Annotated in this window: 23 protein-coding genes; 20 read left to right on the forward strand and 3 right to left on the reverse strand. The window is 46.5% G+C overall.

The window, feature by feature from the left end:
• The first annotated feature begins 106 nt into the window (after nt 1-106).
• The 11 genes from DP091_RS14205 (at nt 107) to DP091_RS14255 (ending at nt 13654) form a co-directional block, all read left to right on the forward strand.
• A complete protein-coding gene (locus DP091_RS14205) occupies nt 107-874 on the forward strand; it encodes a DeoR/GlpR family DNA-binding transcription regulator (RefSeq protein WP_113058912.1) in 768 nt (255 codons plus the stop codon).
• Nucleotides 875-891: 17 nt separating this feature from the next.
• Nucleotides 892-2043 carry an N-acetylglucosamine-6-phosphate deacetylase gene (gene nagA, locus DP091_RS14210; RefSeq protein WP_113058913.1) on the forward strand — a complete coding sequence of 384 codons (1152 nt, stop codon included), beginning with the start codon at nt 892-894 and terminating at the stop codon, nt 2041-2043.
• 148 nt (nt 2044-2191) lie between these two features.
• Nucleotides 2192-2896 carry a hypothetical protein gene (locus DP091_RS14215; RefSeq protein WP_113058914.1) on the forward strand — a complete coding sequence of 235 codons (705 nt, stop codon included), beginning with the start codon at nt 2192-2194 and terminating at the stop codon, nt 2894-2896.
• A gap of 11 nt (nt 2897-2907) precedes the next feature.
• On the forward strand, nt 2908-3585 hold the full coding sequence (locus tag DP091_RS32260) for a CD3324 family protein (protein ID WP_181469805.1): 678 nt from the start codon (nt 2908-2910) through the stop codon (nt 3583-3585).
• Between the two features lie 176 nt (nt 3586-3761).
• Nucleotides 3762-3962 carry a hypothetical protein gene (locus DP091_RS14225; protein WP_113058915.1) on the forward strand — a complete coding sequence of 67 codons (201 nt, stop codon included), beginning with the start codon at nt 3762-3764 and terminating at the stop codon, nt 3960-3962.
• A gap of 157 nt (nt 3963-4119) precedes the next feature.
• Entirely contained in the window at nt 4120-6618 is a 2499-nt protein-coding gene (locus tag DP091_RS14230; protein WP_306438119.1) for a GH39 family glycosyl hydrolase, read from the forward strand.
• 206 nt (nt 6619-6824) lie between these two features.
• Nucleotides 6825-8066 carry a PTS sugar transporter subunit IIC gene (locus DP091_RS14235; RefSeq protein WP_113058917.1) on the forward strand — a complete coding sequence of 414 codons (1242 nt, stop codon included), beginning with the start codon at nt 6825-6827 and terminating at the stop codon, nt 8064-8066.
• Between the two features lie 19 nt (nt 8067-8085).
• On the forward strand, nt 8086-10359 hold the full coding sequence (locus tag DP091_RS14240) for a beta-glucosidase family protein (RefSeq protein WP_113058918.1): 2274 nt from the start codon (nt 8086-8088) through the stop codon (nt 10357-10359).
• 248 nt (nt 10360-10607) lie between these two features.
• The gene (locus DP091_RS14245; RefSeq protein WP_113058919.1) at nt 10608-11201 is read left to right on the forward strand and encodes an RNA polymerase sigma factor; all 594 of its coding nucleotides are present in this window, start codon (nt 10608-10610) and stop codon (nt 11199-11201) included.
• Entirely contained in the window at nt 11161-12111 is a 951-nt protein-coding gene (locus tag DP091_RS14250; protein ID WP_146747000.1) for a hypothetical protein, read from the forward strand. The genes DP091_RS14245 and DP091_RS14250 overlap by 41 nt, the downstream gene beginning before the upstream one ends.
• Nucleotides 12112-12247: 136 nt before the next feature.
• Nucleotides 12248-13654, forward strand: a complete 1407-nt coding sequence (locus DP091_RS14255; RefSeq protein ID WP_113058921.1) for an outer membrane protein assembly factor BamB family protein — start codon at nt 12248-12250, stop codon at nt 13652-13654.
• Nucleotides 13655-13766: 112 nt separating this feature from the next.
• Here the strand turns inward: DP091_RS14255 and DP091_RS14260 are convergent, their stop codons facing one another.
• Together DP091_RS14260 and DP091_RS31345 are read right to left on the reverse strand one after the other, a co-directional pair.
• Nucleotides 13767-13946 carry an H-type small acid-soluble spore protein gene (locus DP091_RS14260; protein ID WP_076321652.1) on the reverse strand — a complete coding sequence of 60 codons (180 nt, stop codon included), beginning with the start codon at nt 13944-13946 and terminating at the stop codon, nt 13767-13769.
• 11 nt (nt 13947-13957) lie between these two features.
• Nucleotides 13958-14128, reverse strand: a complete 171-nt coding sequence (locus DP091_RS31345; protein WP_181469806.1) for a hypothetical protein — start codon at nt 14126-14128, stop codon at nt 13958-13960.
• A gap of 151 nt (nt 14129-14279) precedes the next feature.
• Here DP091_RS31345 and DP091_RS14265 point away from each other — a divergent pair, with 151 nt between their 5' ends.
• From DP091_RS14265 to DP091_RS14285, 5 genes are all read left to right on the forward strand, one after another.
• Nucleotides 14280-15266, forward strand: a complete 987-nt coding sequence (locus DP091_RS14265) for a phosphotransferase enzyme family protein (protein WP_113058922.1) — start codon at nt 14280-14282, stop codon at nt 15264-15266.
• 25 nt (nt 15267-15291) lie between these two features.
• On the forward strand, nt 15292-15930 hold the full coding sequence (locus DP091_RS14270) for a hypothetical protein (protein WP_113058923.1): 639 nt from the start codon (nt 15292-15294) through the stop codon (nt 15928-15930).
• A gap of 124 nt (nt 15931-16054) precedes the next feature.
• The gene (locus tag DP091_RS14275) at nt 16055-16789 is read left to right on the forward strand and encodes a class I SAM-dependent methyltransferase (protein ID WP_113058924.1); all 735 of its coding nucleotides are present in this window, start codon (nt 16055-16057) and stop codon (nt 16787-16789) included.
• 180 nt (nt 16790-16969) lie between these two features.
• On the forward strand, nt 16970-17515 hold the full coding sequence (locus tag DP091_RS14280; protein ID WP_258394517.1) for an RNA polymerase sigma factor: 546 nt from the start codon (nt 16970-16972) through the stop codon (nt 17513-17515).
• Nucleotides 17512-18819 carry a hypothetical protein gene (locus DP091_RS14285; protein WP_113058925.1) on the forward strand — a complete coding sequence of 436 codons (1308 nt, stop codon included), beginning with the start codon at nt 17512-17514 and terminating at the stop codon, nt 18817-18819. The genes DP091_RS14280 and DP091_RS14285 overlap by 4 nt, the downstream gene beginning before the upstream one ends.
• A 184-nt stretch (nt 18820-19003) precedes the next feature.
• Here the strand turns inward: DP091_RS14285 and DP091_RS14290 are convergent, their stop codons facing one another.
• Entirely contained in the window at nt 19004-20605 is a 1602-nt protein-coding gene (locus DP091_RS14290) for an exo-alpha-sialidase (RefSeq protein WP_113058926.1), read from the reverse strand.
• 131 nt (nt 20606-20736) lie between these two features.
• Between DP091_RS14290 and DP091_RS14295 the strand changes: the two genes are divergently transcribed.
• From DP091_RS14295 to DP091_RS14310, 4 genes are all read left to right on the forward strand, one after another.
• Nucleotides 20737-21792: a GntR family transcriptional regulator gene (locus tag DP091_RS14295; protein ID WP_113058927.1), complete on the forward strand. Its 1056-nt coding sequence runs from the start codon at nt 20737-20739 to the stop codon at nt 21790-21792.
• 378 nt (nt 21793-22170) lie between these two features.
• Nucleotides 22171-23247 (forward strand): GntR family transcriptional regulator, encoded by a 1077-nt coding sequence (locus tag DP091_RS14300; RefSeq protein ID WP_113058928.1) that lies wholly within the window; start codon nt 22171-22173, stop codon nt 23245-23247.
• A 130-nt stretch (nt 23248-23377) separates the two neighbouring features.
• On the forward strand, nt 23378-24760 hold the full coding sequence (locus DP091_RS14305) for an ABC transporter substrate-binding protein (protein ID WP_113058929.1): 1383 nt from the start codon (nt 23378-23380) through the stop codon (nt 24758-24760).
• 94 nt (nt 24761-24854) lie between these two features.
• Nucleotides 24855-25748 (forward strand): carbohydrate ABC transporter permease, encoded by an 894-nt coding sequence (locus DP091_RS14310; protein ID WP_113058930.1) that lies wholly within the window; start codon nt 24855-24857, stop codon nt 25746-25748.
• Nucleotides 25749-25759: the final 11 nt, after the last annotated feature.

Consider the following 25759-nt stretch of genomic DNA (forward strand, 5'->3'; position numbering starts at 1 on the left):
TTATTTGTAACACAAGAATAAACTTACATATACTTATTGAATGAAGCAATTTACTTATATATACTTATAACTAAGATATAAATGCTTAATCAAGGAGGGATAGGATGTGTTCCAAGAGGAACGATTAGTAAAAATTCTGGATTACTTAAAACAACATAAAACGATGAGTGTTGGAGAGATATGCTCGTTCTTTCAAGTGTCGAGGGATACCGCACGCAGGGACATTGTCAGATTAGTTCAAGAAGGAGTAGTTGTTCGAACGCACGGAGGGGTAGCCTTGCCTGAACTGCAAAAGGAACTGACTTCTTACCAGGAACGGCTTATAGATGAGCCGACGAGCAAGAACGTGATCGGCGAGCATGGCGCTAAACTGATTCGGGAAAACGAAACGGTTTTCTTGGACGTATCTACGACCGTACAATTCGTTGCGGAACATATTCAAGCGAAACAGATAACAGCGGTTACGCATTCCATCGATAATGTAGGGATCCTCTCCAAACGAGAAGATCTGAGCATCTACGTGCTCGGCGGTTATCTGCATACCCATAATCGATTATTATACGGTCCTTCCGTCATCGATAAAATCAGTGAAATCCGTGCCGACAAGGCGTTCATCGGCGCGACGGCAATCCAGCCAGACGGACTCTATTATCCATATGAAGAAGATGTTCGGGTGAAAAGGGAAATGGCTCGGCGCTCAGATCAGGTCATCCTTGTTGCGGATCATACCAAATTCGCGGTGAAATCGAGGTTCAAGTTAGACTTTGATCATGTGGATATTATTGTAACGGATCAATCGATTCCCGTTGACATCCAAGAAATATTAGATCAAAAAAATATTACGCTTATAGAATGTCTGACTCATAACCAATAGGAAGGAGCCTTGTAGTAATGAACAACCAAATCATTCAACATGTCAAAGTCCACCTGCCTCATCAAATACTTCCTTCTGCAACGGTCTGGATTTCGAACGGAAAGCTGAAGAAAATAGAACCGACACAAGAGCTCAATAAAATCGAAAGTGATGCTGAACTGATTGATGGGAACGGAATGTGGCTCATACCAGGAATGATCGATGTTCATATTCATGGGGCCAATGGTTATGACATGATGGATGGAACCGAGTACAGCATTCAAGAAGTATCACGCGCTTGCGCGGCAACCGGATGCACCTCGTTTCTGGCGACTTCTGTGAGTTCGACGATAGAAGACCTGCTGAACATGATTCGCAGTGTCAAATCTGTAATCGGACGAGAACAAGGGGCAAGGATCGCCGGCATTCATCTGGAAGGACCCTATTTGAATCCGAAGCGCAAAGGGATGCAAAATGAGAAATACCTTCGCCACCCGAATCTGGATGAAATGAAAATCATTTTTCAGGAAGCGGGATCGCTCATTAAAATGGTAACGATCGCACCCGAATTGCCTGGAGGCTTGGATCTCATATCCTTTCTGAAAGAGCAGGGTGTTGTGATTGCCGTGGCTCATTCCGATGCCACATACGAGGAAGCCAAGCTGGCTTTTGCAGCCGGTGCGAGTCATGTAACCCATTGTTTTAACGGCATGAGACCGATTCACCATCGAGATCCCGGACTGATTGTAGCTGCGTTCGAAGAGCCGCATGTAAGCCTCCAAGCGATTGTTGATCAAGTCCATCTACATCCAGCCATTGTCCGATTAATGCATCGTCTCAAAGGGCCTGAAGGCATGGTGCTTATTACGGATGCGCTTCAGGCGATGGGATTAGGCGACGGTCATTATATATTTGGTGGTCATCACGTCACCGTATCCGAGGGGATTGCAAGGCTTGCGGATGGCACCTTAGCATCGAGTACCGTGACTATGAATGAAGCGTTACGTCTGACCGAAGCTAACGGTATTTCAATGGAGGATGCCGTGTACATGGCTTCAACAACGCCGGCCCGTATTCTAGGTTTATCTCACAAAGGAAAAATCGAGGTAGGATACGATGCGGATCTTGTGCTGATGGATAAAAGGTATCAAGTGCAATGGACGATGATTGAGGGGAAACTTTACTGTTAGTATGGAAGTGATCAAGCGGCGGGTGTAAAGTTGACTAAACCTATTCGTTACCTATATCCGATCCATGGCCAATGTTATCATTACCCCATATCAGGTGCGCAGCTGATGTGTGCATAACAATTGTTGGTGTGAAGGAGAAGATACGAGCATGAGTAAAGACAGTATAATCAAGTCCCTGCTTTCGGATCAGGTAAGCATGACACCCAATGGATTTGTCGCAGATGAACTAAGCCCCGATCAGTTTGCAGATTGTTACGAGTTGTTTTTTGACAAAGTCTTGGAAATTAGTGCATCGGACATAACGGCAGTAGAAGGCTATGGTGAGTTCAACGAGGATTGTAAAACGGAATATAGTACCTGCAGGCAATTTCTAATCGACACATTTGCAGAAGATAAAGAAGGATATTGGTTTAATTGGAAGGAACTCTATGATACAACCATTTTAGACCGTGACTTTGTCGAAAAGTACTGGATGGAAATGGACGCCAGAATTGATTATTGTGAAGGAAAACGTTATTTGGTAAACAATAACACGTTTTTTGAAATCATGATCACAGATGGAAAAACGACGGTTGGTTTCCCAGATTGGAGCAGATCGGGAATATGCGACTTCCTTTTAGATTTTGCCATTATGGACTTAAATAAGCCTTACTTGCACATACCTGAATTGTTATTCGAGTATTGCAAAAAAAGGAACATTGTCATACCGGATTTTAAAGAGAGATTTTTATGTATGGCTTATTATAAGGGAATCGATGTTTTGCGGTGGCATGCATCGATCGATGATATAGAATCTTGCAAATCTATTATGAAATCTATCGGTCAACTGAAGGATCGAATATACGCCTTATAAAGGGTGATCCTATGAATTATGAAAATGCCAGCGATATCATACCTGAGAATTTATTGACAGAAATTCAGAAATACGCTGCTGGAAAACTTCTTTATATCCCTACTGGAGAGGAAAAAAGGGGCTGGGGGGAGAAGTCGGGTTACCGAAACCAATTACAGAGGCGTAATATTATGATTCGCAACAAGTATGCCAATGGGGTAACGGTTTCGGAACTTGCGGACGAGTACTTTTTATCTTTGGATTCCATTAAGAAAATCATTTATTCGAAGAAAGATGACCGACAATTCACTTATGCTCCAACTGTGCTATCCGCTGTGCAGTATGCGAATATCGGAATGCTCGAAGAATGGATTTATTGTTATATGCTCCATACCCAAAATGCAGTTCCTGGTTTACATGATTGTATGAGTAAAGAGTGTTTGTACTTCGGTGTCGTTAAGTTTCCCTTGCGTCTCATCGAACTTGATGAAAGCATGCCTGGGAATGACTGTACCGATGAAGATCCACCGCTTCTTATTCAGTATATAGAAGGCAAATTTCATTGCATTGAACAGAAGAACGTATTAGCAGCACTAAAACAACGCAAAGTGAATGCTTATCCCACCATAATTGTACTGAAAGAAACAGCGGATTATAAAAGGTTTATGAGATACTATGAAAACGTTTTGTTTTATATCAATCAAGCATGACTTTGCTGGGCTAACAGCGAGTGGAGGAAGAAATCATACGAACAGCATCATACCACAGACAGTGGGTGCCCCAGGTCAATGGACCTCTTGGGACACCCTTTTTTTGCAATGAATAACGTCAATAGTATTTCTATGGTTTTGGAATGGGGGAAGCCGGATGAGAAGAAGTCACCATTGTGTTATCAGAAGAAGGGACTGGTACAGAGGGGATCGTCTCATTTAAGGAAGAGAGGCTGAAGAAGTATAGGTGGCTGCTGCTAATGACACTGCAGGGGATTGACTACTTGTTCATCAACAACTATGTCCCGATGTACGGCGTGATTCTAGCATTTAAAAACTTCTCCGCAGGCATTTTTTTTACAATGCAACGAATCTAGTACCGGGTAGCCTGTTTTCTAATGTATGTAAAAGTCGTAAACTATACATGCTATAATGATAAGCTTCTATAATTTAATAATCTGAGCGAGACTCTATAATGCATTCGATATGTTAAATAAGGATATATCGTTTTCAGTTCATTTGAAATGAGGGCAAATGATGCGTTACCTATATGAATTTATCGAGCACCAAGAGGATATACCTTTTAAGCTGTTTGTCAACAGCGTGAAGCAGGTTCCATTTCACTGGCATAAAGAGGTGGAGATTGTCTATGTGCTCCAAGGTTCGGTTATCGTGCATCTTGATCAGAAGGAGTATACCCTGCATCAGGACGATGTCATTGTGGTGAACAGCATGTCGATCCATAAGTTTGAGCAGAATAACCATGACAATATATTATTAACGCTTCAGTTTGGCCCGGAGTGGCTGCATAATAACGTTTTTATTTCTTGCAACTCAGCGACTGAGGCCGAGCCGATCGGCTTCCGATTTGATACGATCAAGCAAGAGCTTGCTAAGATGGTATGGGAGATGAACAAGAAGTCTCCAGGCTATCGAAGCTTTACCATGGGAAGGCTGCAAACGTTATGCGGTCATTTATTACGGTATTTTGCGGAAGGAATCAACCCGGAAGCTGAAGAAGGCGGCAAGAGCTATGACTATAAAAGGTTGAATCGGGTTCTTACCTATATCGATCAAAATTACAAAGAGAAGATAACGCTGCAGACGATGGCCGAACAGGAGCACTTAAGTTTGCATTACTTTTCTCACTTTTTCACCGATAAAATCGGTATTCCTTTCCAAAAATATTTAACGTTGATCCGTTTGGAGAAAGCCCAGTCGGAGTTATCGGGAACCGAAAAGAGCATTACCGAAATTGCCATGGATTGCGGTTTTGCGAACGTAAAGTTATTTAATAAGTACTTCAAAGAAAAGTACGGCTGCACACCAGGCTCGTATCGTGAAGCCGCTGCTTCGCTTCAGGATAAGCCTAATCGAAAACCGCTTACCTATGAAGAGTCCTCGAGTGGAGACTATTATGAATTAGATACGATCAATGCGATGGGGTCGTTATATCGATATCTGGAAGTGAAGCCAGTTCAGGAACAGAAGAGGGCAAACCCTTTAACAGCGGTGGTTACGGATCATGAGCAAATTGAGATTCGGCCAGGAATGTCGTCAGCAAGGTACAAAAAGCACTGGAATGTTACTACAACAGCGGGCAGGGCAATAGAAGGATTGCGCGATGACTGGCGTCGGCAGCTGACCGAGCTTAAAGGACGAATTCCTTTTGAATACATACGTTTCCATGGCATCTTTAATGATGAGATGATGATATATAACGAAGAGGATGACGGTACTCCCAGCTATAACTGGGCATATGTCGACAAGCTTTATGACTTTCTTATTGGGCTGGGCATCAGGCCGTTCGTGGAGCTTGGTTTCATGCCGACCCTGCTTAGCCGTTCCAACGAAACGGTATTCTGGTGGAAAGGGAATATCTCCCCACCAGCCGATCAGGCAAAATGGGAGGCGCTTGTTCGTGCGTTCGTTCGGCATTGCTTAAATCGCTATGGGGCTCGGGAAGTAAAACAATGGTACTTTGAAGTCTGGAACGAACCGGATTTATCAGGCGTCTGCTGGGCAGGAAGCAAGGAGGAATACTTTTCTTTTTATGAATCTACCGTTCGAGTGATCAAGTCGGTTCTTCCAGAACTAAAAACAGGAGGACCTGCTCTAGGTTATGGTTCAATATGGAACGACAGCTGGGCCGAGGAATTTATGGCATATTGCAATAAACGTCAGGTGCCCCTAGACTTCTTTTCCTTTCATATCTATTCGGAATATCCTCAGCTTAAAGCAGAGCAGAACATATTGACGAAGATGATGCCGCCAACCTTCTATAAGGAGAGTATCCATCGATTGCAGGACAAAATGGCGCGTGCGTCTTTCCGCGATCTGGAGCTGCATATTACCGAATGGAACTTCTCGCTCTATGACCGGCATCTGCTGCACGATACCATGTTTATGGCCCCGTTTGTGATGTATCATGCGATGAATACATTGGGAGACGTAAAGGCCATGGCTTTCTGGTGCTTTACGGATGTGTTTGAGGAAAGTCTTGTTCCCTCCTCTCCGTTCTACGGAGGTTTTGGTTTAATGAATCGGGATGGACTTAAGAAGCCGAGCTATTACGCCTTTGAGCTTCTCCAGAAGCTGGGTGAAGAGATCACCGTTAAGGGTGATGGTTATGTGGGCACTCAGAATCAAGATGGGAGCATGCAGCTTCTGCTGTATCATTACGTCCATATGGATCATATGTTTTCAAGCGGGGACTGGTCGGAGATGTCCAATCTTAACCGTTACGGCGTGTTCGAAGAGAAGGGAAGCAAGGTGTTCCAAGTCAACATTCCAAATCTTTCAGGAACCTATAAATGCACAACTTATCAGATGGACCGGGATCATGGCTCCGTTTTTGACGAGTGGGTTCGCATGGGGGCACCCGAAATCTTGACGGAGGAGGAACTTGCGTATCTTCGCGGAAGAAGCGGCCCGGTCATCCGGACGGAGATATTAGAGAATCAGGGTTGGTATAAAGAGCTCATTCTTCCACCTCATGGTGTCCTATTGCTCACTTTAGAGAAACAGTTTTAAACACTGGAACCTTCAAGAACACCACCGCTCTATAAGAGAGGGGTGTTTTTTGCTGTCCATTTCAGGTCGCTTCAATTTGCCGGCTACAAAGACGAGAAATGAACAAAAAACGACCATACACGAGGCAATTTACAACGAGTAAGCGTTAACAATGAATTCTATACTATAGCTATGTCCACAACAGAAACACAGGAGGGAATAAACAGATGAAGCGTTTCATGAAATGGATGACGGAATCCTTTGCGCCAAGATTGGATGCGATTACAAATAACATTTGGATAGCATCGATTCAAGAAGCCATTATGGTTGCCATCCCGATGATTTTTATTGGTTCCATTATTACTTTGATTTCAATTTTGCAAGACTTCATACCTGGAATGCCGGATTTAACGCCAATTACAACATTCAGCTTCGGTCTTCTCGGTTTGTTTATTGCATTTCTAACGCCGTATACGGTCATGGAGAAAAAGGAGAGACACAAGATCAAGCTGCTGGCGGGAATGACCGGCATATCCTTATTCCTCATGCTGCTTAATCCCGTCGTAAACGAGGACGGAACCGTTCAGTTCGTTCTTGAGCGTTTCGGTCCTGCGGGCATGGTAACGGCACTTATTGTCGGCGTGTTCATCGCCGTCATCATGAATGTCTGCGGTAAGTTCTCATTCTTTAAAAAAGGGTCTTCCATGCCAGAGTTTATTATGGATTGGTTTGACTTCCTGGTTCCGATTGCCGTGATTATGGGCATAGGCTGGGTTCTTGTGTATCAGCTCCATTTTGATATCTTTGGACTGATTGTGAGTGTGTTTGAGCCTATTAATGCTATGGGTCAAAGCTTGTTTGGATTTGTTCTGTTCAACTTTATTGGGGTTGTCCTGTATTCCTTCGGGGTTAGCCCATGGGTGCTTATGCCCATCTGGTATGCCATATGGATTCCGGCGATTGAGGAAAATGCCGCATTGGTGGCGCAGGGACTGGATCCCGTTAACATTAATACCTTTGAAACATTCTTCTCCGGATGGCTTGGAATCGGAGGGATGGGTGCAACCTTACCACTTGTGATCTGGTTCCTGTTTGCCAGATCCAAGAAGCTGAAAACCATTGGTAAAGCTACTATAGTTCCTTCTCTGTTTAACATTAACGAGCCTGTTGTTTACGGGGCGCCAGTTGCCTTCAATCCGCTGTTGATGGTACCTATGTGGATTAATGGTCTCATTACGCCTGTTATCGTCTACTTAGCGCTTGATATGGGATTTGCACAAATTCCGAGTAAAATCTTCCAGCTGTGGTATACGCCGATCGGTGTATCGACTTACCTCATGTCCGGATTCAATGGACTGATTCTGCTCGCCGTTGTCTTGTTGATTGTATTCGCCGTATGGTTTCCATTCTTTAAACTATACGATGCGCAGGAATTGAAAAAAGAGCAGGAGTTACAAGAAGAAGCTTGAGATGAAAGGATGAATACAAATGAAGGCATCGATAAATGAATTGATAAAGGAAATGACACTTGCTGAGAAAGCATCGCTTTGTGCGGGATTAAATATGTGGATGACCAAGGGCATCGAGAGACTCAATATTCCGGCGGTTCATATGTACGACGGAACGAATGGAATCCGCAAAACGAACAGTGACGATGAGATGGGGATTACGACAGAGAATGTTCCGGCAACTTGTTATCCCACAGGCTCAGCTATTGGTTCTTCGTGGAATACGGAACTGCTGCACGAAGTTGGGGAAGCGCTTGGCAATGAATCCAAAGAGATGGGCGTAGAACTGCTGCTCGGCCCAGGAATCAACATGAAGCGGACTCCGTTAGGGGGAAGAAATTTTGAATATTACTCCGAAGATCCTTGCCTGACAGGCGAATTGGGAGCTGCTTTCATCAATGGCCTCCAGAGCAAGGGCGTCGGTGCTTCACTTAAACATTTTGCTTGCAACAACCAGGAATATGAGAAGATGGTGACGAGCTCAGAAGTAGACGAACGGACGCTGCGCGAAATTTATTTAAGCGCCTTTGAACGAATTATTAAAAAATCGGATCCCTGGACTGTCATGTGCTCCTACAATTTGCTCAATGGCTCATATACGAGTGAGAACGAGCATTTATTAAACGATATCTTGAGGGAAGAATGGGGATACGAGGGGGTTGTCATCTCAGACTGGACGGCCGTGAATGATCGGATTCGCGGGTTGAAAGCCGGACTTGACCTTGAAATGCCGGGACCTGCCGGTTATAACACGAAAGCGATTATCAAAGCCGTTGAGAGCGGAGCTCTTGCAGAAGAACAGCTTGATCAAAGCGTTGCCCGTATTCTAAACCTCGTAGAACGTGTAACCGGTATGGAAGAAGCTGTTCCGGCATCCGCTATGGAGTACCACAATCTTGCTAGAAAAGCTGCAGCAGAAAGCATTGTGCTTCTAAAAAATGAGAATGGCATTCTTCCGATCCAGGAATCAACTCATTCCATTGCAGTTATCGGCCGTTTTGCCAAAAAACCTAGAATTCAAGGAGCCGGCAGCGCAAAAGTAACGCCTACACGCGTGGATATTCCATTTGAAGAAATAAAGGCATTGGCAGGAGCTTCTGTTGAGTTGAGTTATGCTGAAGGCTACCCTGAAGATGACTCCATGCAAGAGGAGATGATCAAGGAAAGCGTCTCATTGGCGGCAAAATCTGATGTTGCAGTTATATTCGTTGGCCAGCCTGAATACGCAGAATCCGAGATGCATGATTTGAAGGGCATTGATCTGCCGGAACAGCAGATTCTGCTTATTCAAGCGATTGCAGCCGTACAACCGAAGTGCATTGTGGTGACCAGCAGTGGTACAGCCTTGGCCATGCGTCCTTGGGTTCAGCATGTTCCCGCTGTCATTCACTCATGGCTTTCCGGACAAGGCATGGGTAAAGCGATTGCTGAAATCTTGTTTGGTGAGGTGAGTCCCTCCGGTAAATTGTCCGAGACGTTTCCGGTTAAGCTTTCCGACAATCCTTCACATATGAGAATCCGTGGTGAAAACGGCAAGCTGTATTATCGTGAAGGGCTGTTCATCGGCTATCGATACTACGATCGGAAGGAACTCGCTCCGCAGTTTCCGTTTGGCCATGGCTTATCCTACACTTCATTTGCCTATAAGGATATGAAGGTAGCTCAGACGGGGACAGGGATCACGGTCTCTTTCTGGCTGGAGAATACCGGAAACCGAACAGGGAAAGAGGTCGTTCAGCTTTACGTGCATGACGAAGAGTGCACATGGACACGTCCAGAGAAAGAATTGAAGGCATTTTCTAAAATCGAGTTGGCTCCTGGGGAGAGGCAGCAGATCGTCTTTGAACTTGAGGAGAGAGACTTTGCCTATTACAACACCAAATATAACCGCTGGGTAGCGGAGAGCGGTTATTTCCAAATTGCGCTTGGCAGCTCTTCCCGCGATATAAGAATTACGGAGCGATTGTATTGTAATTTTGGAAAGGAAGAAGGAACCTTTCATAAATTCAGCCTGATTGGTGACTGGGTTAATGATCCGGTTGCGAAATCTGTATTGGAAGAGTGTCTTGACGAGATGAACCAGCATGTCGTAGAGAAAATTTACCTCAATGAAGAGTTCATCGGATTTTGGGAAGATGGTCCACTCATTAAAATATTGCAAATGTATGGTCAAACCTGGTTGGGTGACCGGTCACCTGATGAGATCATTGAAGAGCTTATAAGAAGAGTTTATGAGCGACGCGTTAACATGTAAGACACCCTCATAAAAGCTTGGGATCCTGTTTAGGATCCCAAGCTTTTTTAGTATCCAAAATGGGCGCAGCCACCTATAACTTTGAATTGCAAAATGCCAGAGAAAAGCTTTGATGGCAGCAGTCGTGGAGAACATGGCATCCATCCCGACAAACTCCTTGCGAAGCTCGTTTAGATGATAGTGATTTTTCACGATGTCACATTATTGGTCGGGTTGTTCGTTGTATAGAGTGAGAGGGGGGAGAGGGCTTGAATGAGACGGAGATAAGACAGATCATTGCAGATGTGCTTGATGGGGGGACAGAAAAATTCGAGAAAATCATGGAAGTCTATCAGAAACCGATTTTTCTCTACTGTTATCATATGCTGGGCAATTATGCTGAAGCCGAAGATAACGCACAGGAAGTATTCTTGAAGACATTCCGCAACTTGCGGAAATATACCCAATATGAGATGGATTTTGGCGCATGGTTACACAAGATTGCCTATCATCAATGTATTGACATCATCCGTAAGCGAAAATTGGTGAAATATTTGCCTTTCTTTTACCGGGATGAACAAGATAATAATGATGTCGATATGCATATTGAGGCCAACTATTTTGATGAATCCGTACATCAGGCTATGGCGAAATTATCGGCGGAAGAGCGTAATTTGTTAATCTTACGTTGTGTCGAGGATAAAAGCTACCAGGAGATCGGTTTGATTCTCGGCAAGAACAGCGCAAGCCTTCGTAAAAAATACGAACGTACATCTGCAAAATTCCGAAAGTACTATGCTCAAGTAAAGGGAGTGGGAGTGTATGAATATGGACAGGGATCGGGATTTGAAAAAACTGTTTGATGACCCGCGCATTCCCGACACCGACCTGACAGTAAAAGTAATGAGAGTACTACATGCTGAGAAAAAAGAAAAGGAGAGGTTTTTTGTGAAATATAAAGTTGCTTTAACTGCGTTTGTAGGAATGATGTTAATGGCATCCACGGGTTATGCGGCCGTGCAGTATCATTCTTTGAAGAATAAGGATGGCGAAGTCGTATATGAGACCAAATCGACGAAAGAGTTCGGAAAAACAGAATCGAAAGATGAAATAGAGCGTTTTAAAGCATTTTTTGAACTTAAGGAGAAGGTGCTAAAGAACGGACAAGCCGCGCTGTTCTATGTTGCAGCCAATAACCCGAATCATCAGACAGATCTGGGAACGAAGGTGGCCAGCTTCCACAATCTTTCTCAATTGCGCGGTAAGATTACGGATAAATCCATTAAGATCGCAGACAAAGTCAATGGAAATTATACATTTCAAAAGGCGGACGTTCTCTTTAAAAATGTTCAGGAAGTAAATCCGCCTTCTTCGGAAGAAAAAAAGATAATGGCAGAAAAGCTGAGAAAGCAGGCGGAAGAATCCAATCAGGGATATGCCATGATACCGGTTGAAATGACAGATCAGATTTCCCTTCTCTTTGCTACATATCAAAATGGCGAGGATAAAATCGAGGTAATGATCAATAATTTGACCGGGAAGAGCAACCCAACATCGTATATTGACGAGAAAGTAGAATTTAAACAGGAAAAGGTTCATGTGAAGGGGGTAGAAATGCTGCATACAGAATTTGGTCCTTCGCAGTGGCACGAGCTGAAATGGGTATACGAGAGCCCAGATAAAAAGGTGAAATACGCCTATACTATAAGTGGGGACATAAATAAAGTAAGCAAAGAAACTTTGATGAAAATTGCCGAAAGCTATTTGGAATAATAAATTTTAACCAACGGGAATCTGCTCCAATGCCAATTGGGTAGATTCCCGTTATAATTCGCTTGGAACTTTATCCCTTCTTTAAGCGTTATATTGGTCGAGAAGCAAGAAGCCATAACAAATAGGAGGGGAATTCATGCTTAACATCAAGAAGAAACAATCAAGTTTAAGCCTCAAAGCTCGATTACGACGGCGTCTCTTTGCAAGCATCGCTGCAGGCATGCTTACTGTCCAGGGCGTGCTTTTAGTACCACCTTCGCAAGTGAATGCAGAAGCTGCCGATGTTTCGGTACGCAACTGGCATTATTCATCAACAATCGAGGTACCGGAACTAAAGCCTTCCTGGACGGTAAAGGTAGACAATTATCTGAATATGGGCGAGAACGATGTTTCAGGTCACCAGGCCATTGCTGAAGAGGGCAAGGTATTTGCATTCGCGGGAAACAAACTCATCGCAATGGATGCTAGGACAGGCAAACGGCTGTGGAGCTACGGTAAAGAGCTGAAACCTTATATCGTTTATGATAAAGGCGTTATTTACGGCCTGTCGGCAGGTCAGAAGCCATACGCGCTGAATGCGAAGACAGGAAAATTGAAATGGCAGTCGAACACATCCATCTTTATGGATGCGCACCTGCGAACGGAAGCGCTGGTGCCGACTTCTGATACGCTCTATGCAATCAAAGGGAGCACAACTTTCGCATTTGATAAGGCAACAGGAAAGCTTCGGTGGAAAATGAATGAGCCGTCAGGAGAAGGAAACGGCACGGATTACCTTCAGGAGGCGGATGGAGTCATCCTTCGGACGTTCTATGTACAAGGAGCACTAACATCCATTCAACTGAATGCTTATGACAAAAAGACGGGCAAGAAGTTATGGGACCATTTTGGTCAGGGAGAAGCGCTTCAAATCAAAGACAATCTCGTGTATTCGGTTGATTATCATTCTCCACTGCTGGCTGATTATCAGTCGCTTCCGGACCGCAAATGGATCGTAAACGTATATAATCTTAAGACAGGCGTAAAGAAGAGCAGCCGAGAGTATAGCTGGAAGATGACGGGGGAGCCGCCATATGAGTACGGCGGAGGCGGCTTATTTATGAAGCAAGGGAAGTTATACATGGATCAGGGCAATAAGGTGGCCGAATACAAATTTGACACCTATACGAAAGGTGAGGTTCCGCTGCGAACTTTTCCTCGCCCATATGGGGGTGACTGGGAGTTGATCGGACGGGTTCAGGAACGGCTGATTTACAATAACAGATCGACGGGGGAGCTGGCCGGAACCAAACTTGCAAATGGTCAACGGATCGGTTGGAACGGCGATGCACCTGCTGCACAGATTGATGTGCATGGGAAAGGATTATACCGGGCACAACGTAACGGTACATTACTCGGCATTAACTTGTTATCGTCCCGGCCAGTTTTTAAAGTAACTACTGGAGCAGACCTACACGAGTCGACGCTAATGACAAGCGGTATGATCATCATCCAAGCAGAGGGGAAGCTCCTCGGCGTAAAGGTACCGGCATCGTTGAAATAAGGGAATAGCTTATATTGAATCATATTTCGTTAAGATAACAAAATCCCACCGACAAGTCTGATGGGATTTTGTTATTTCAGGTTTGATTAGATTAGGGTGAATATCTTCTATCTTATGGATGCTCGGTGAGACTGGATAAAGGGACGGTCATTTCCTGTTCCGAGTTTCCGATCGGATAGACCCGGGCGGTTTCATCCTCATTGACATGCTGGATAAAGATAGGGGTATCCTGATAAGTTACATTTTTCATAATGGCCGATTCCGAAATTTCAATCGCTCTTTGTTTGTTCATGACATATCTCCTTATTTCGAGAGGTCTTTCAATGGATCAGCCGGACGTTGAGAGGCTTTTTTTACATCTTGATCCTGTTTCGAATGTCCCTGGATGTCTTCGGCAGCCTCCATTTGATTATTCAGCTGTTGTTCTACTTGTCCAATCCCGTGCGCTTCTTGATGCTGTTTGCTCGTCGCCATAACGATCCCTCCATGCTGTGATAAGTCCTTTGTAATCTCTGCATTACTACAATGCACCAAACGAATCGAACTTATACGGCTGATTGCGTGCGTTCGCGAAGGGTATCTATCGAAAATCATAAGAATCTTAATAAGAATGGAGGCATTATGAATGGCAAGCTCGAAGATATTGCTTCAAGCCGCGAAATCTTTCGAATTTAATATTGGGACGTTAATCTTCCTGAGTAACTCGACCAATGAAGTATATCGTTTTACTAAGGGTGATCAATCCTATATCTTGCGGTTATCTCAGAAATCACACGAGTATGGACCGAAGATCAGGGCGGAGATGGATTGGCTCTATTACTTAGTGAAGAACGGAGTCCGTGCTTCATTACCCATACATACATGTAATCATGAATTACTGGCCGTGTTCTGTGAGGAAGATAAGTGGTATATCGCAACTGCTTTTCACGAGGCAGCAGGTCGTTTTTTTGATAAACACAATGAACAGCTATGGGGCCCGAAGATATTCAGGAATTGGGGAGAAACCATGGGAAGCATGCATAGGCTGTCGACATCATATGAACCATCGGACATTCTTGGGAAGAGAGACACCTGGAGCAGAAGTAGTATAAATAACCCTCATCTGCAGCGAGGCCGTTTCTATGTGCTTCTTGAAAAATTGATCTCCATGGAAGGTGCGATTGATTCACTGCCGAGGGAGACCGATTCGTTTGGACTGATACATCATGACTTCCATCCGTATAATTTTTTTATCAACAACAATGAAATAACGGTCTTTGACTTCGACGATAGTATCTATGGCTGGTTTTCGTTAGACATTGCAATAGCAGCCACTCATGCCGTTTGGTGGGGAGTGCATGCAGAAGATCGTGTCACCAAAAGCAGGTTTGCCCAACAGTTCTTGCATGAATTCCTCATGGGTTACGAGAAGGAACACCAGCTCTCCGAATACTGGATACAAACAATCCCCTTGTTTATGGAGTATAGAAATATTTGTTCTTACTTCTGGTGGTTAAGTGAATGGAATGGTGATGAGAGCAGCTTTACGGAGGACCAACGGAATGCAATAGACCACGCTGTTAAGCTGATTGAAAGAGGTTTGCCTTTTGATGGCTGCGATATTCAAGTGTAGCACCTAGATTAAAGGAGGTAGTACATTGAGATTTAAAGCGTGTATTTTGATTGTCTTCATGATTCTAACGGGGTGCTTTGCAGGAACCAAAGAAGAGATCTCACCTGAGGACAATTCGGCAGCTGCCGAGATCCAATTGACACCCGTGGATTTGTTCCAAGGGGAAGCAGCAAAGTTTAAGCTATTCCTCGGTCCGATGACGGGTGCATTTACATTAAAGTATGAGGGAAATAAACCTAATGTCAGCTTGGATATTGATATTTGGAAGAACGGGCAGAAGGTGGATTCGGCAGGGTCGATCGGAGATTTGTTTTACAGTTCGGACGAGCAAAAGGACAGCAAAGAAGTAGAACTGATCATATCCGTGGACACGGAATCCATAATAGGTCTCGAGGAGTCCAGAAAGATTAAAGTCAACACCAACTCCCATTCGGGATCAAGCCTGTCTACCTTTACGATTCCTTGGGACAAAACATTGACGGCACAAGGATTGATTCAGGATACGCGCCCACGTTCGTTTACAATAGAACAGCCGGTACATGTATTTGGCATGCATGCTACAAGTTCCAATGAGATACATGCAGCGGATCTTACAACGGATTCGTTAAGAAAAACGGAGTGGGCACTTGTGTTCACCTTGCGTCTTGATGGAGATATGGAATAAACGGTTTGAGTTAGAAGGATTGATCCATGATCACGTTTAAAGCAGAAACAAGTACGGCGTTGAGAAATATAAATAGGCTCCATATCATGGGATGGAATTATAAAAGAGTGAAGGGGAGATTTTAGTGAAACAAAACAAGTATGACGATCAGGGATTTTATGAGAATTACAATCAACTCCCCCGTTCCATCAAAGGATTAGAAGGTGCAGGAGAATGGGGTGCCTTCCGATCGATGTTTCCGGATCTTAGTGATAAAAAGGTGCTTGATCTCGGCTGCGGATTCGGGTGGCACTGCAGGTACGTAAGAGAACAGCATGCGAGGTCTGTGGTCGGGGTGGATATCTCAAGAAACATGCTGGAGAGGGCAAGATTGATGACCGATGACACGAATATAGAATATGTGCAGTCCGCAATAGAGGACTATGACTACCCCGTTAACGAGTTTGATGTTGTGATTAGTTCGCTTGCACTTCATTACATTCGTGATTTCGAGGATATCTGTAAAAAGGTGCATCAGAGTCTAACGGTTGGAGGTTCGTTTGTCTTTTCAGTTGAACATCCCGTGTTTACTGCTGTGGCCGAACAAGATTGGTATTATAGCCCGGACGGGAAGAAGCTGCATTGGCCTTTGGATCACTATCATGAGGAAGGAGCACGCCAAGCTAGATTTCTTGATCATGATGTTACCAAGTACCATCGGAATGTAGCCACACAGATAAATGCGTTAGTGAAAACAGGATTCCGGTTTAGGGAAATGTCAGAACTTAAACCAGAACAAGAGCAGATTCAGGATCCGGAATGGCATGACGCATACCGACGCCCCATTTTCTTATTGATCGCCGCAGATAAGCAGGTCTGAACAGATTGAGCAAAATAAACAGAGGGACACCTTAACAGGTGTCTTTTTTAGTTCACGAGGAGAATCGGTTAACGTGACAGTCATTCATTATGAAACGCCGGATAATATTCATTTGAATTCGGGAACTTTCATCGACCTTAAGGAGTCTGTTTTGGTAAGGGGGCGAACAGCTTGAGGGAGATGCAGATGCAGCATTCTGCGGAACTGAATATATCGGACATACGGACGCTGATGGAATTCTACGGTGAGGATGTCTGGAATTATGCTTACGTGATCACCAGAAATACATATACAGCAGACGATGTCGCGCAGGATGTGTTTATCAAAGCTTATCAAAAGGTTGCCTTCTTTCGCGGGGAGGCTTCCGTCAAAACCGGGCTGCTCAAAATTACTCGAAACACTGCGCTTTCCTATCTGAAACGAGCGTTTTTGCGCAGAGTGGTGCTGATCGGCGATCGTTCGCCGGGTGTTGGACTGAACGGGACGGTGTCTACGCCATCCGCCGAGGCGGAGTATTTGAAACGGGAGGAAGCGGATGAGCTGTGGAAGGAGGTTCTAAAGCTGCCCGGTAAATTTCGAGACCCCCTCGTTTTGAGTGTGCATCATCAGCTATCGATAGAGGAAATATCCGGCATTACCGGTCTTTCGCCAGGGACGGTAAAGTCTAGAATTTACAGAGCCAAAAAGAAGGTTGCCGCCAGATTCGGAAGGAGCGAACGACGATGAATGAATGGAAGCCGGATTGGAACCGGAGACTGGCAAGGCCCCCTTTTAAGAATCGGCGTTTTGGGGCCGACATGATGAAGGCCGTGGATAAACGCCTGAAGGTTGTTGAAAAAAGTCGATCCCGAAGTGGATGGAGCCGAGCCGCAGTGGTTATGGTTCCAGCTTTGCTGCTTGTGCTTGGCGTTGGAATCTGGTTCGGAAAACAGGCCCCATCTACTCCCCATCCGGTAGCTCCAAGTCCAGGTAATCCAGTTACACAGGGGGGAGGTACGTTTGAATCCAGCTTCTTACTTGGAGCTGGAGGCGACTATGATTGGTGGAACCTTGCGAAAAATGAGGTCAAACAGGCTAACGACCGTACGATTGTGACACTGGCTGCAGCACTCTTGCAGCGAGAGCTAGGTATCTGGGGCGGACCATCACCTGACATATGGGAGCATTCCGAGGTGAAATGGCCGCTTGACCGCTATGATGTGTCCAGCCCCTGGGTGTATGAAGTTTACGTAAAGGAGATGAACGCAGAAGAAGCACAAACCGTATATCAACTTCGTCTGCTGCTGCGGGATTCGATTCCGATGACGTATGAGGAAACGATAGACGTTACCATCCGTAACGATTCACATAATATCTCGCTTATTGAGCAAATCGACATAGACGAAACAGGAGCGCCTATGAATGAAATCAAGGCTGGAGACGAACAGGGGAAAACCGTAATATTAAAGGAGGATCCGGAGATGGGCCTGAAGATAACCGGAACTCTGATCCAAAAAGAAGGGATGATCCGCTCCATCCACGTTCAGTATGGCGACATGGAACACACCTTTCATGATTGGAAGAATGTGAGCAACGAAACCTACTATCCGGACGTTGCTATACTGCCTGCAAAGAACAACAAGGAGGAAGTCCTTGCAATCATTTTGACAACCGGCTACGGTACCAGCATTAGAGAATCGGAGTTGAAACTTCTTCCAGAAAATTTTAGACAAGTGATGTCAGCCGATCCGGTGCTTGCGGTAAAATCCAGACTTAGCTATAGTGCGACAGCAGAAGCGGGAAAACGGATCTTTCAATTCACGCTGGACGGGGTAACTCGCACATTTGAATATATGGAGGAAGACGCGGGATTTTGGCTGGATCAGCCCGCGCTTGGCAACATGGTTAGGTATTACGTTGAGGGAGGCATCTTATATGCATCGGTGCCGATACAGGTTTCGCCTGGCGAATTCCCTGTCGCGGTCCGGCTGCGGTACGAATACGACGGTACAGCATTTCTTGTGTCGGAAGCCATGTATGGAGAGATGTAAGCCAGCGAGATCAAGGGATGATCATTCGTACGACGAATATTGACATAGGGCATGAAGGAGATTTATTAGCTGACTATAATGAGCAGGGGCCGTCCACTGTCATCTATGATGACTTATGGACGGCCCTAGTTAAATGGATTCATTTCATTTAGATGATTGATTTTAGCCGGAGGTTATACTCCTGTTAATTTCGGAAGAACTCGACCTGATCGATATCCGCCCATTGGGAAGAGGACGAGTTGGATACGTAAAATCCGATCGTTGCCTTTCCGCTTGTCACTTGAATATTGGATATCGTGACAGGCGTCCACGCCGTCGTCACCGGACACCCGGTTTGAAGCATGCTGTCTCCATAGTCCTTCGCCTCCATGACACAGCTGTTCTGGCCCCCGCTGCTGCGCATGCGTGCTCGCATCGTATACGTGCCGTTATCGAGACCGCTAATCGTCTGTCCGATATATGCGGTCGAAGGTCCGCTTGTGCCCGCAAGACCGACAAAGTATGAGCCTTCGGCAGCGGGAAGTCCAACGGCGTCATTGGCTCCATGAATAAGAATCCGATTCGGGTAATCATCGCCGTACGTAGTCCAGCCCGCCACATTGGCTGTTTCAAAGCCGGGATTGTTAACCAGATTGGTTTGCGGCGGTGTCACGGTATGCCCGAAGCGCAGATAGATGCCGTTTGTCGGATAAGTTGCGCTGGTGACGGCTGCAACACGTGTGGAATCAACGGCCATTAGCGCATTCCAGTTGGAGGATTTCGTATCGGATACCGGAAACACGTTGGTTTTGTACTGCCATGACGCGCCGTTATCGGAGCTGATTATCGTAAACATCGATGAGTAAGGATCTCCCGTGTTGGCGCTGCTTTCATCTGTTTGGAATGCAGCCATAAGACGACCGTCGGCGAGCTTTATGACGAACGGAGCGCCCGCTTTTTTACCAGTCCCGCTGGGCACGTACATCGTTTGACGGGGAACCGACCAGTTGAAGCCGTCCGGCGAAATTTTATATTTGATGACAAAAGGGTGGCCGGCAACGTCCGAGGCTTCGAAAACGGTTATATACCGCCCGTCGTTCATTCGCGTGATGACCGGCATGCCGTCGCGGGAGCCGGCGGCAACTCCGTCACTGACCGTGATCCGGCTGCCCCAGCCGCTTCCGTTCCATGTCTTCATATACAAATTTTGCAGGCCGGTCGTTCCGACCGCTGCCGGACTGTCGTCCGCATAAAGCACGGCAATCGTGCCGTTGATCATGTCCAAATGCGGCTCCCACAAACCTTTAAAGCTGGAGGCCGTTGAACTCCCGATCAATCCGCCCGGTAAATCGCTCCAGGTGTGACCACCGTCGAGACTTCGCCGGACATTAAGCTGGATCTCATAGGTCGAACCATTCTGAACGACCTGCCGATAGGCTAACCAGATTTCCCCGCTCGGCAGCCTTAACATTTGACCGTTCCCCACATTGCCAGCGGTGCTTGAGACAGCTGTGACCGGAGCGCTCCATGTATAGCCGCCGTCCTGCGTTCTGGAGACCACAATGCGCGTGTTGCCACCGCCAGCGTTGGTGTCGAAGGATACGAGCCACTCGCTTGGCGTGATCTTGAGCAGCCTTGGGTACCATATGCCTCCCGATGGCGGCGTATAGATGGCAATCTGCTGCGAAGCCCATGCCATGCCTGACGAAGCGGCATGAACCGGCGACAATGGAATTGCCGTTAGAGCAAGTGCAAGCATAATGACGAACGAAAGTGGTTTCTTCCAGAAGCCTGTGTTCCGTTTCATATGCAATTAACCTCCCAACCCGAATTAGAAAGCGCTTTCTAAAATGGATTGTATCGTAAGTAATATCATTTAAGATATACTAAATATATATTATTTTTCAGTTGGGACTGACGTAAAAAGAGAGGTCAGACATGGAGCAACCGTTATATAAACGCATTCAGAACGATATACGACAGCGCATTCAGAACGGAGAGCTGCAAGCAGGCGCCTTGATACCTTCGGAGAAGGATTTGGCCCAGCGGTACGGTGTAAGCCAGATTACATCCAAGAACGCGCTCAATGGTTTGGTGGAGGAAGGCTTGTTAGTGCGATATCGGGGAAAGGGCACCTTCGTTCGGGAGCTGGTTATTCCGGAAGAGCCGCATCTTCAGTCGGGTACAAAAAAGACGATCGCGATTATTGTGCCGACGATGAAAACCAAGATCGACCAGCAGCTGCTGGACGGTCTGGAACGCTATTGTGCGGATAGGGGATACGATCTGTTGATCCGCATTACACGCGAATCACAAGAGGAAGAATACCGAGCGATCAAGCAGTTCCAGGAACGAGGAGTCGACGGGTTCATTATTTTCCCTGTCGAGCAGGAAAGCTACAATAACGCTATTCTGCGCTTGTCGCTCGACCGGGTTCCCTTGGTGCTTGTTGACCGTTTCTTGAAAGAGATCAAGGCGTACAGCGTCAGCTCAGACAATTATGCAGGCGTTCGGGAAGCTATATCCAGTTTGCTTGCTGCTGGGCACATGCGCATTGCCTTCCTGTCACCGGAAATTACAAATTCGGTTACGGACGAAAGAGCCAAAGGCTTCGAGGCCGCTTTCATGGAACAAGGCTTGCCTATAGACAAGACACTGTGGTGCATGCTGGATTTGGAGACCATAGCAGAGGGGAACGGACAACGGGAGATCGTTCGTTTCCTGAGCGATCAGCGTGATATCACGGCCGTCTTTGCCGTTAACGCGGAATTGGCCCGCTATGCCCATTATGCCATTCGGGAGATTTGGAAGGGGGCGGGGAACGAACCTCAGCTGGCCGCGTTTGACGATCCGGATCTCGATGGCATTCCTTTCATCCGTCAGCAATTGGATGAAGTAAGTCGGCGTGTCGTCGATTTGCTGTCGGAACAATTGTCCGGTACGCACGAGCCAAGGCGTGAAGTCGTACCAGTCCAGTGGATATGGCCGGAATGATCTCGACTTCACCTAGTACAATTTAAGATTCAATGAAATGGCCCGCCAAGAAACGGTCTGAACTTAGTTCAGACCGTTTTTTTTGAAGATATCAGAGAGTATAGAATTCGAAGCTTGGGCCTTCCTCCTATCGCAAGAAAAACATCCTATATAGGCGGTCTGTCATCTGAGAGAGTGCTTCGATAGAGGTTTTTCTTATCATAAAGAAGGATTGCCTTTCGAAATTCCTGCTGTGATATGCGTCTAAAAACTTCAGCTAAGAGCAGTCAGTCTCCTTCGGATTCCTCTCGATTGATGTTTTAATCATTTACAAATGCCAAGTTATATTATAATAATATACTAAATATACTATTTAAATCATAAAGGTTGTGATGGGCATTGAAATCTCTGCCGCTATACAAAAAAATTCAGGAAGATATCAAGCGGCTGATTGCCATCGGCAAGCTGCGGGAAGGCGACCGGGTCCCTTCGGAGAAGGAACTGTCCGAACGTTACCGCGTCAGTCAAATTACAAGCAAAAATGCGCTTGTTGGACTGATGGAGGAAGGCTTGCTCGTCCGGATTCAGGGCAAGGGCACCTTTGTCATGAGCAGGCCGGAGCACGCCACGGCGATTGATCAGTTGGGAGAATGGACGGCAGGTCCGGGTAAAAGCGGGCGGATCGGGTTAGTGCTGCCGACGATGAAAACGAAAGTGGACCAGCGTTTTTTGGATAACATCGAGAAATATGCGTCTGCCGCAGGCTATGAAGTGATGCTGAGGATTACGCGCGAATCCCAGCTCGAGGAATCCAAGGTCATCTCGTCCTTTCTCAAGCAAGGGGTGGATGGCATGATCATTTTTCCGGTTGAAAACGAGACCTACAACGATTCGATTCTGAGGCTCTCGCTGGACCGTTTCCCCTTCGTTCTGATCGACCGGTTCTTAAAGGAGATCAAGACGTACAGTGTAAGCTCGGATAACGTAAACGGCACAAGGGAAGCCGTTGAGCATTTGCTTAACAAAGGCCATTCGTCTATCGCGTTCATCTCTCCCGAAATTACGAATACGGTGACGGACGAGAGGGCCCAAGGGTTTGAGCAGGCATTTTTGGAGCATGGATTGTCGATCAACAAAAGCTTATGGTGTCTCCTCCCGCTGGATGAGATCGCATCGGGTCAATCCGTCGAACACATCAGGGCGTTTATAGATGACAATCCCCATATTACCGGCATCATTACGGTCAATACGGAGCTGTGCAGAAATGCCTATAAAGCGGCAGTTGCATCGCGTAGACTGGTGCCGGACGAACTGGAGCTGATCACGTTCGATCCGCCGGATCTGCCGAATGTGCCGTATATCCGCCAAAACGAGGCGGAGATGTGCCGGTTGACCGTAGAGCTGCTAATTGAGCAGATCGAAGGGGCTTTTGAAGCGAGAAGAATCGTGGTGCCGGTCATGCTGGTGAAAGAATAAGGGGAAGGATCGAAAAAGAGAGGGCAGTCCTAATTTTATACTAAATATAGTATATGAAATTATATTATTATAAGTTACTATGATTTCGTAAAGCGCTTACACCACATCTTTTAAAGAAGAGGGGAATCGCATGAAATCGAAGAACAAATTCGCAGGCATGATCATGCTGCTGCTGATGTTCGCGTTAACCGCTTGCAGCGGCGGCAATGGACCAAATGACGGGGCTGCACCAACCACCCCGGACACTTCGTCACCAGGCAGTGAAGCATCCGCCGGGCAGGACCCTAAAGAACCTGTGACGATTGAGTTTATGGGCCACGGCAATCCGAACGAAAAAAAGATTTTTGAAAAGCTGATCGCTTCCTTCGAGGAGAAGAATCCGCACGTCACCGTTAAATACACTTCGGTGCCGCCAGGCGAATACTCACAGAAGATGACGACGCTGATCAGCTCCGGCAAGGTTCCGGACGTATTCTACGTCGGAGGCCCTGAATTCTATCGCTTCGCGGAGGCCGGAACGCTTCTCAACATTCAGTCCTATCTGGATAAGACCTCATTGTTTAATCCCGATAACGTATGGAAGCAGGCGATGGACCGCTACCGCTTTGACGGCAGCAAGGTCGGCGCCGGAGATGTGTACGGACTGCCGAAGGACGTAGGACCATGGTCATTTGTCTATAACAAGGATTTGTTTGACGAAGCGGGGGTGCCATACCCTTCCGCAACGGCAGGGGAATGGACCTGGGACGACATGTTGGAAGCAGCCCAAAAGCTGACGGTCGACGATAACGGCGACGGAAAGCCCGATCAATATGGTGTAGGCGCTTACAGCCTGGAATCGGCGGTGTGGGGCAACGGCGGTGAATATATCGATTACGCCACCGGCACGGTAAAGGTGAACGAGCCCGAATTTTATGAGGCGATGCAATTTGTTGCTGACCTGAACCTGAAGCATAAGGTCAGCCCGAATCAGGAAGCCGAGCAAGCGATGAATGCATATACCCGCTTTATTAACGGCCAGCTGGCGATGTTTGCGATGGGTCCTTGGGATCAGCCTGCATTCTGGGAGCTGCCTTTTGGCTGGGACATTGCGGCATGGCCGGCAAGCCCGAATACGGGAGAAACGGCGACCTGGCTCGGCTCAATGGGATTTGCCGTATCAGCGAAATCCAAGCACCCGCAGGAAGCGTTCGACTTGGCGGCCTTCCTGTCATTGGATGAGCAAGGGCAGCGCGAAAACTATCAGCTCGGCCAAGCGGTTCCTAACCTGATCGACATGGCGGAAGGCGAATTTAAGGAAATGGACAAAGGACCGCAGACACGTCAAGTATTCCTCGATATTATCCAAGATTACGGACGTCCGGACGTGGTAGCTTTCTCTAAGGATACACAATGGATGGATATGTTCAACCAGAACGCGAGCAAAGTATGGAACGGTGAGATGTCGGCGAAAGACTTTACGGCCCAGATCCAGCCGAAGATGCAGGAGCTGTACGACAAAGGCAATAAATAATGCCGCAAGGCAGGTGGCGTCAATCATTCATATCGGCGCCCCCCGCCGAACGGACATCCTGTCATAACGAAATACAGGCGAAGGTGGAATGAATATGGGTACCAAGCTAGGCGGGTATCGCAGAAGAGAACTGGCATGGTTGTATCTGTTTGTCGCTCCGCCGGTTCTCGGGTTTCTTTTGTTCGGCCTTGTGCCGATCTTGTTCTCGATCTATATCAGCTTTCACAAATGGGATATGCTTACCGATCCGCAGTGGACGGGGCTCGCAAACTATAAGGATCTACTGAAAGACGAGAAAGTGTACAAATCGTTGTACAATACGGTCTATTTGATGATTGGCATTCCGCTCGGCATGATACTGTCGATGCTGCTGGCTATTTTGATGAACCGCAAATTCGCCGGCATCTCGTTCATGCGCACCATTTATTATCTTCCGGTCATATCGCCGATTATCGCGGTATCCCTGCTGTGGCAGTGGATATTGAATCAGGATTACGGGTTGCTCAACAACTTTCTGTGGGAAACGTTCGGCATTAGCGGGCCTAACTGGCTGGGCAAGCCGGAGTGGGTGAAGCCTTCGCTCATCCTGATCGGGCTGTGGAGCGGCATCGGCGGGAACATGGTGCTGTATCTTGCAGGATTGCAATCGATCTCCTCGACGTATTATGAGGCTGCGGAAATCGATGGCGCTGGTGCGTGGCACAAGCTGACGCGAATTACGATCCCGCTGCTCACGCCTATTCATTTTTTTGTCATCGTTATGGGCATCATCGGTGCGTTCCAGTCATTCAGCCAGATTTACGTGCTTGCGGTGGATGGCGGACCGGAATACAGCGGGGCTACGGTCGTCTACTACATTTTCCAGCACGCGTTCGAGTACTTCAACATGGGCTATGCCAGCGCGGTGGCCTGGGTACTGGGCATTCTCATCTTTATCGTCACGCTCATTCAATTTAAACTTTCCAATCGATGGGTTTACCAAGACTAGGGGGGAAATCT

The sequence above is a fragment of the Paenibacillus sp. MDMC362 genome (assembly GCF_003269305.1).
Classification (GTDB): domain Bacteria; phylum Bacillota; class Bacilli; order Paenibacillales; family Paenibacillaceae; genus Paenibacillus_AQ.

Bases quoted from the DNA above. Each gene is read 5' to 3' on its own strand.
- DP091_RS14255 (WP_113058921.1), top strand. From the start codon at position 12,248: ATGCTTAACATCAAGAAGAAACAATCAAGTTTAAGCCTCAAAGCTCGA.
- DP091_RS14305 (WP_113058929.1), top strand. From the start codon at position 23,378: ATGAAATCGAAGAACAAATTCGCAGGCATGATCATGCTGCTGCTGATG.
- DP091_RS14215 (WP_113058914.1), top strand. From the start codon at position 2,192: ATGAGTAAAGACAGTATAATCAAGTCCCTGCTTTCGGATCAGGTAAGC.
- nagA (WP_113058913.1), top strand. From the start codon at position 892: ATGAACAACCAAATCATTCAACATGTCAAAGTCCACCTGCCTCATCAA.
- DP091_RS14290 (WP_113058926.1), bottom strand. From the start codon at position 20,605: ATGAAACGGAACACAGGCTTCTGGAAGAAACCACTTTCGTTCGTCATT.
- DP091_RS32260 (WP_181469805.1), top strand. From the start codon at position 2,908: ATGAATTATGAAAATGCCAGCGATATCATACCTGAGAATTTATTGACA.
- DP091_RS14235 (WP_113058917.1), top strand. From the start codon at position 6,825: ATGAAGCGTTTCATGAAATGGATGACGGAATCCTTTGCGCCAAGATTG.
- DP091_RS14285 (WP_113058925.1), top strand. From the start codon at position 17,512: ATGAATGAATGGAAGCCGGATTGGAACCGGAGACTGGCAAGGCCCCCT.
- DP091_RS31345 (WP_181469806.1), bottom strand. From the start codon at position 14,128: ATGGCGACGAGCAAACAGCATCAAGAAGCGCACGGGATTGGACAAGTA.
- DP091_RS14310 (WP_113058930.1), top strand. From the start codon at position 24,855: ATGGGTACCAAGCTAGGCGGGTATCGCAGAAGAGAACTGGCATGGTTG.
- DP091_RS14280 (WP_258394517.1), top strand. From the start codon at position 16,970: ATGCAGATGCAGCATTCTGCGGAACTGAATATATCGGACATACGGACG.
- DP091_RS14230 (WP_306438119.1), top strand. From the start codon at position 4,120: ATGATGCGTTACCTATATGAATTTATCGAGCACCAAGAGGATATACCT.
- DP091_RS14250 (WP_146747000.1), top strand. From the start codon at position 11,161: ATGAATATGGACAGGGATCGGGATTTGAAAAAACTGTTTGATGACCCG.
- DP091_RS14240 (WP_113058918.1), top strand. From the start codon at position 8,086: ATGAAGGCATCGATAAATGAATTGATAAAGGAAATGACACTTGCTGAG.
- DP091_RS14265 (WP_113058922.1), top strand. From the start codon at position 14,280: ATGGCAAGCTCGAAGATATTGCTTCAAGCCGCGAAATCTTTCGAATTT.
- DP091_RS14260 (WP_076321652.1), bottom strand. From the start codon at position 13,946: ATGAACAAACAAAGAGCGATTGAAATTTCGGAATCGGCCATTATGAAA.
- DP091_RS14295 (WP_113058927.1), top strand. From the start codon at position 20,737: ATGGAGCAACCGTTATATAAACGCATTCAGAACGATATACGACAGCGC.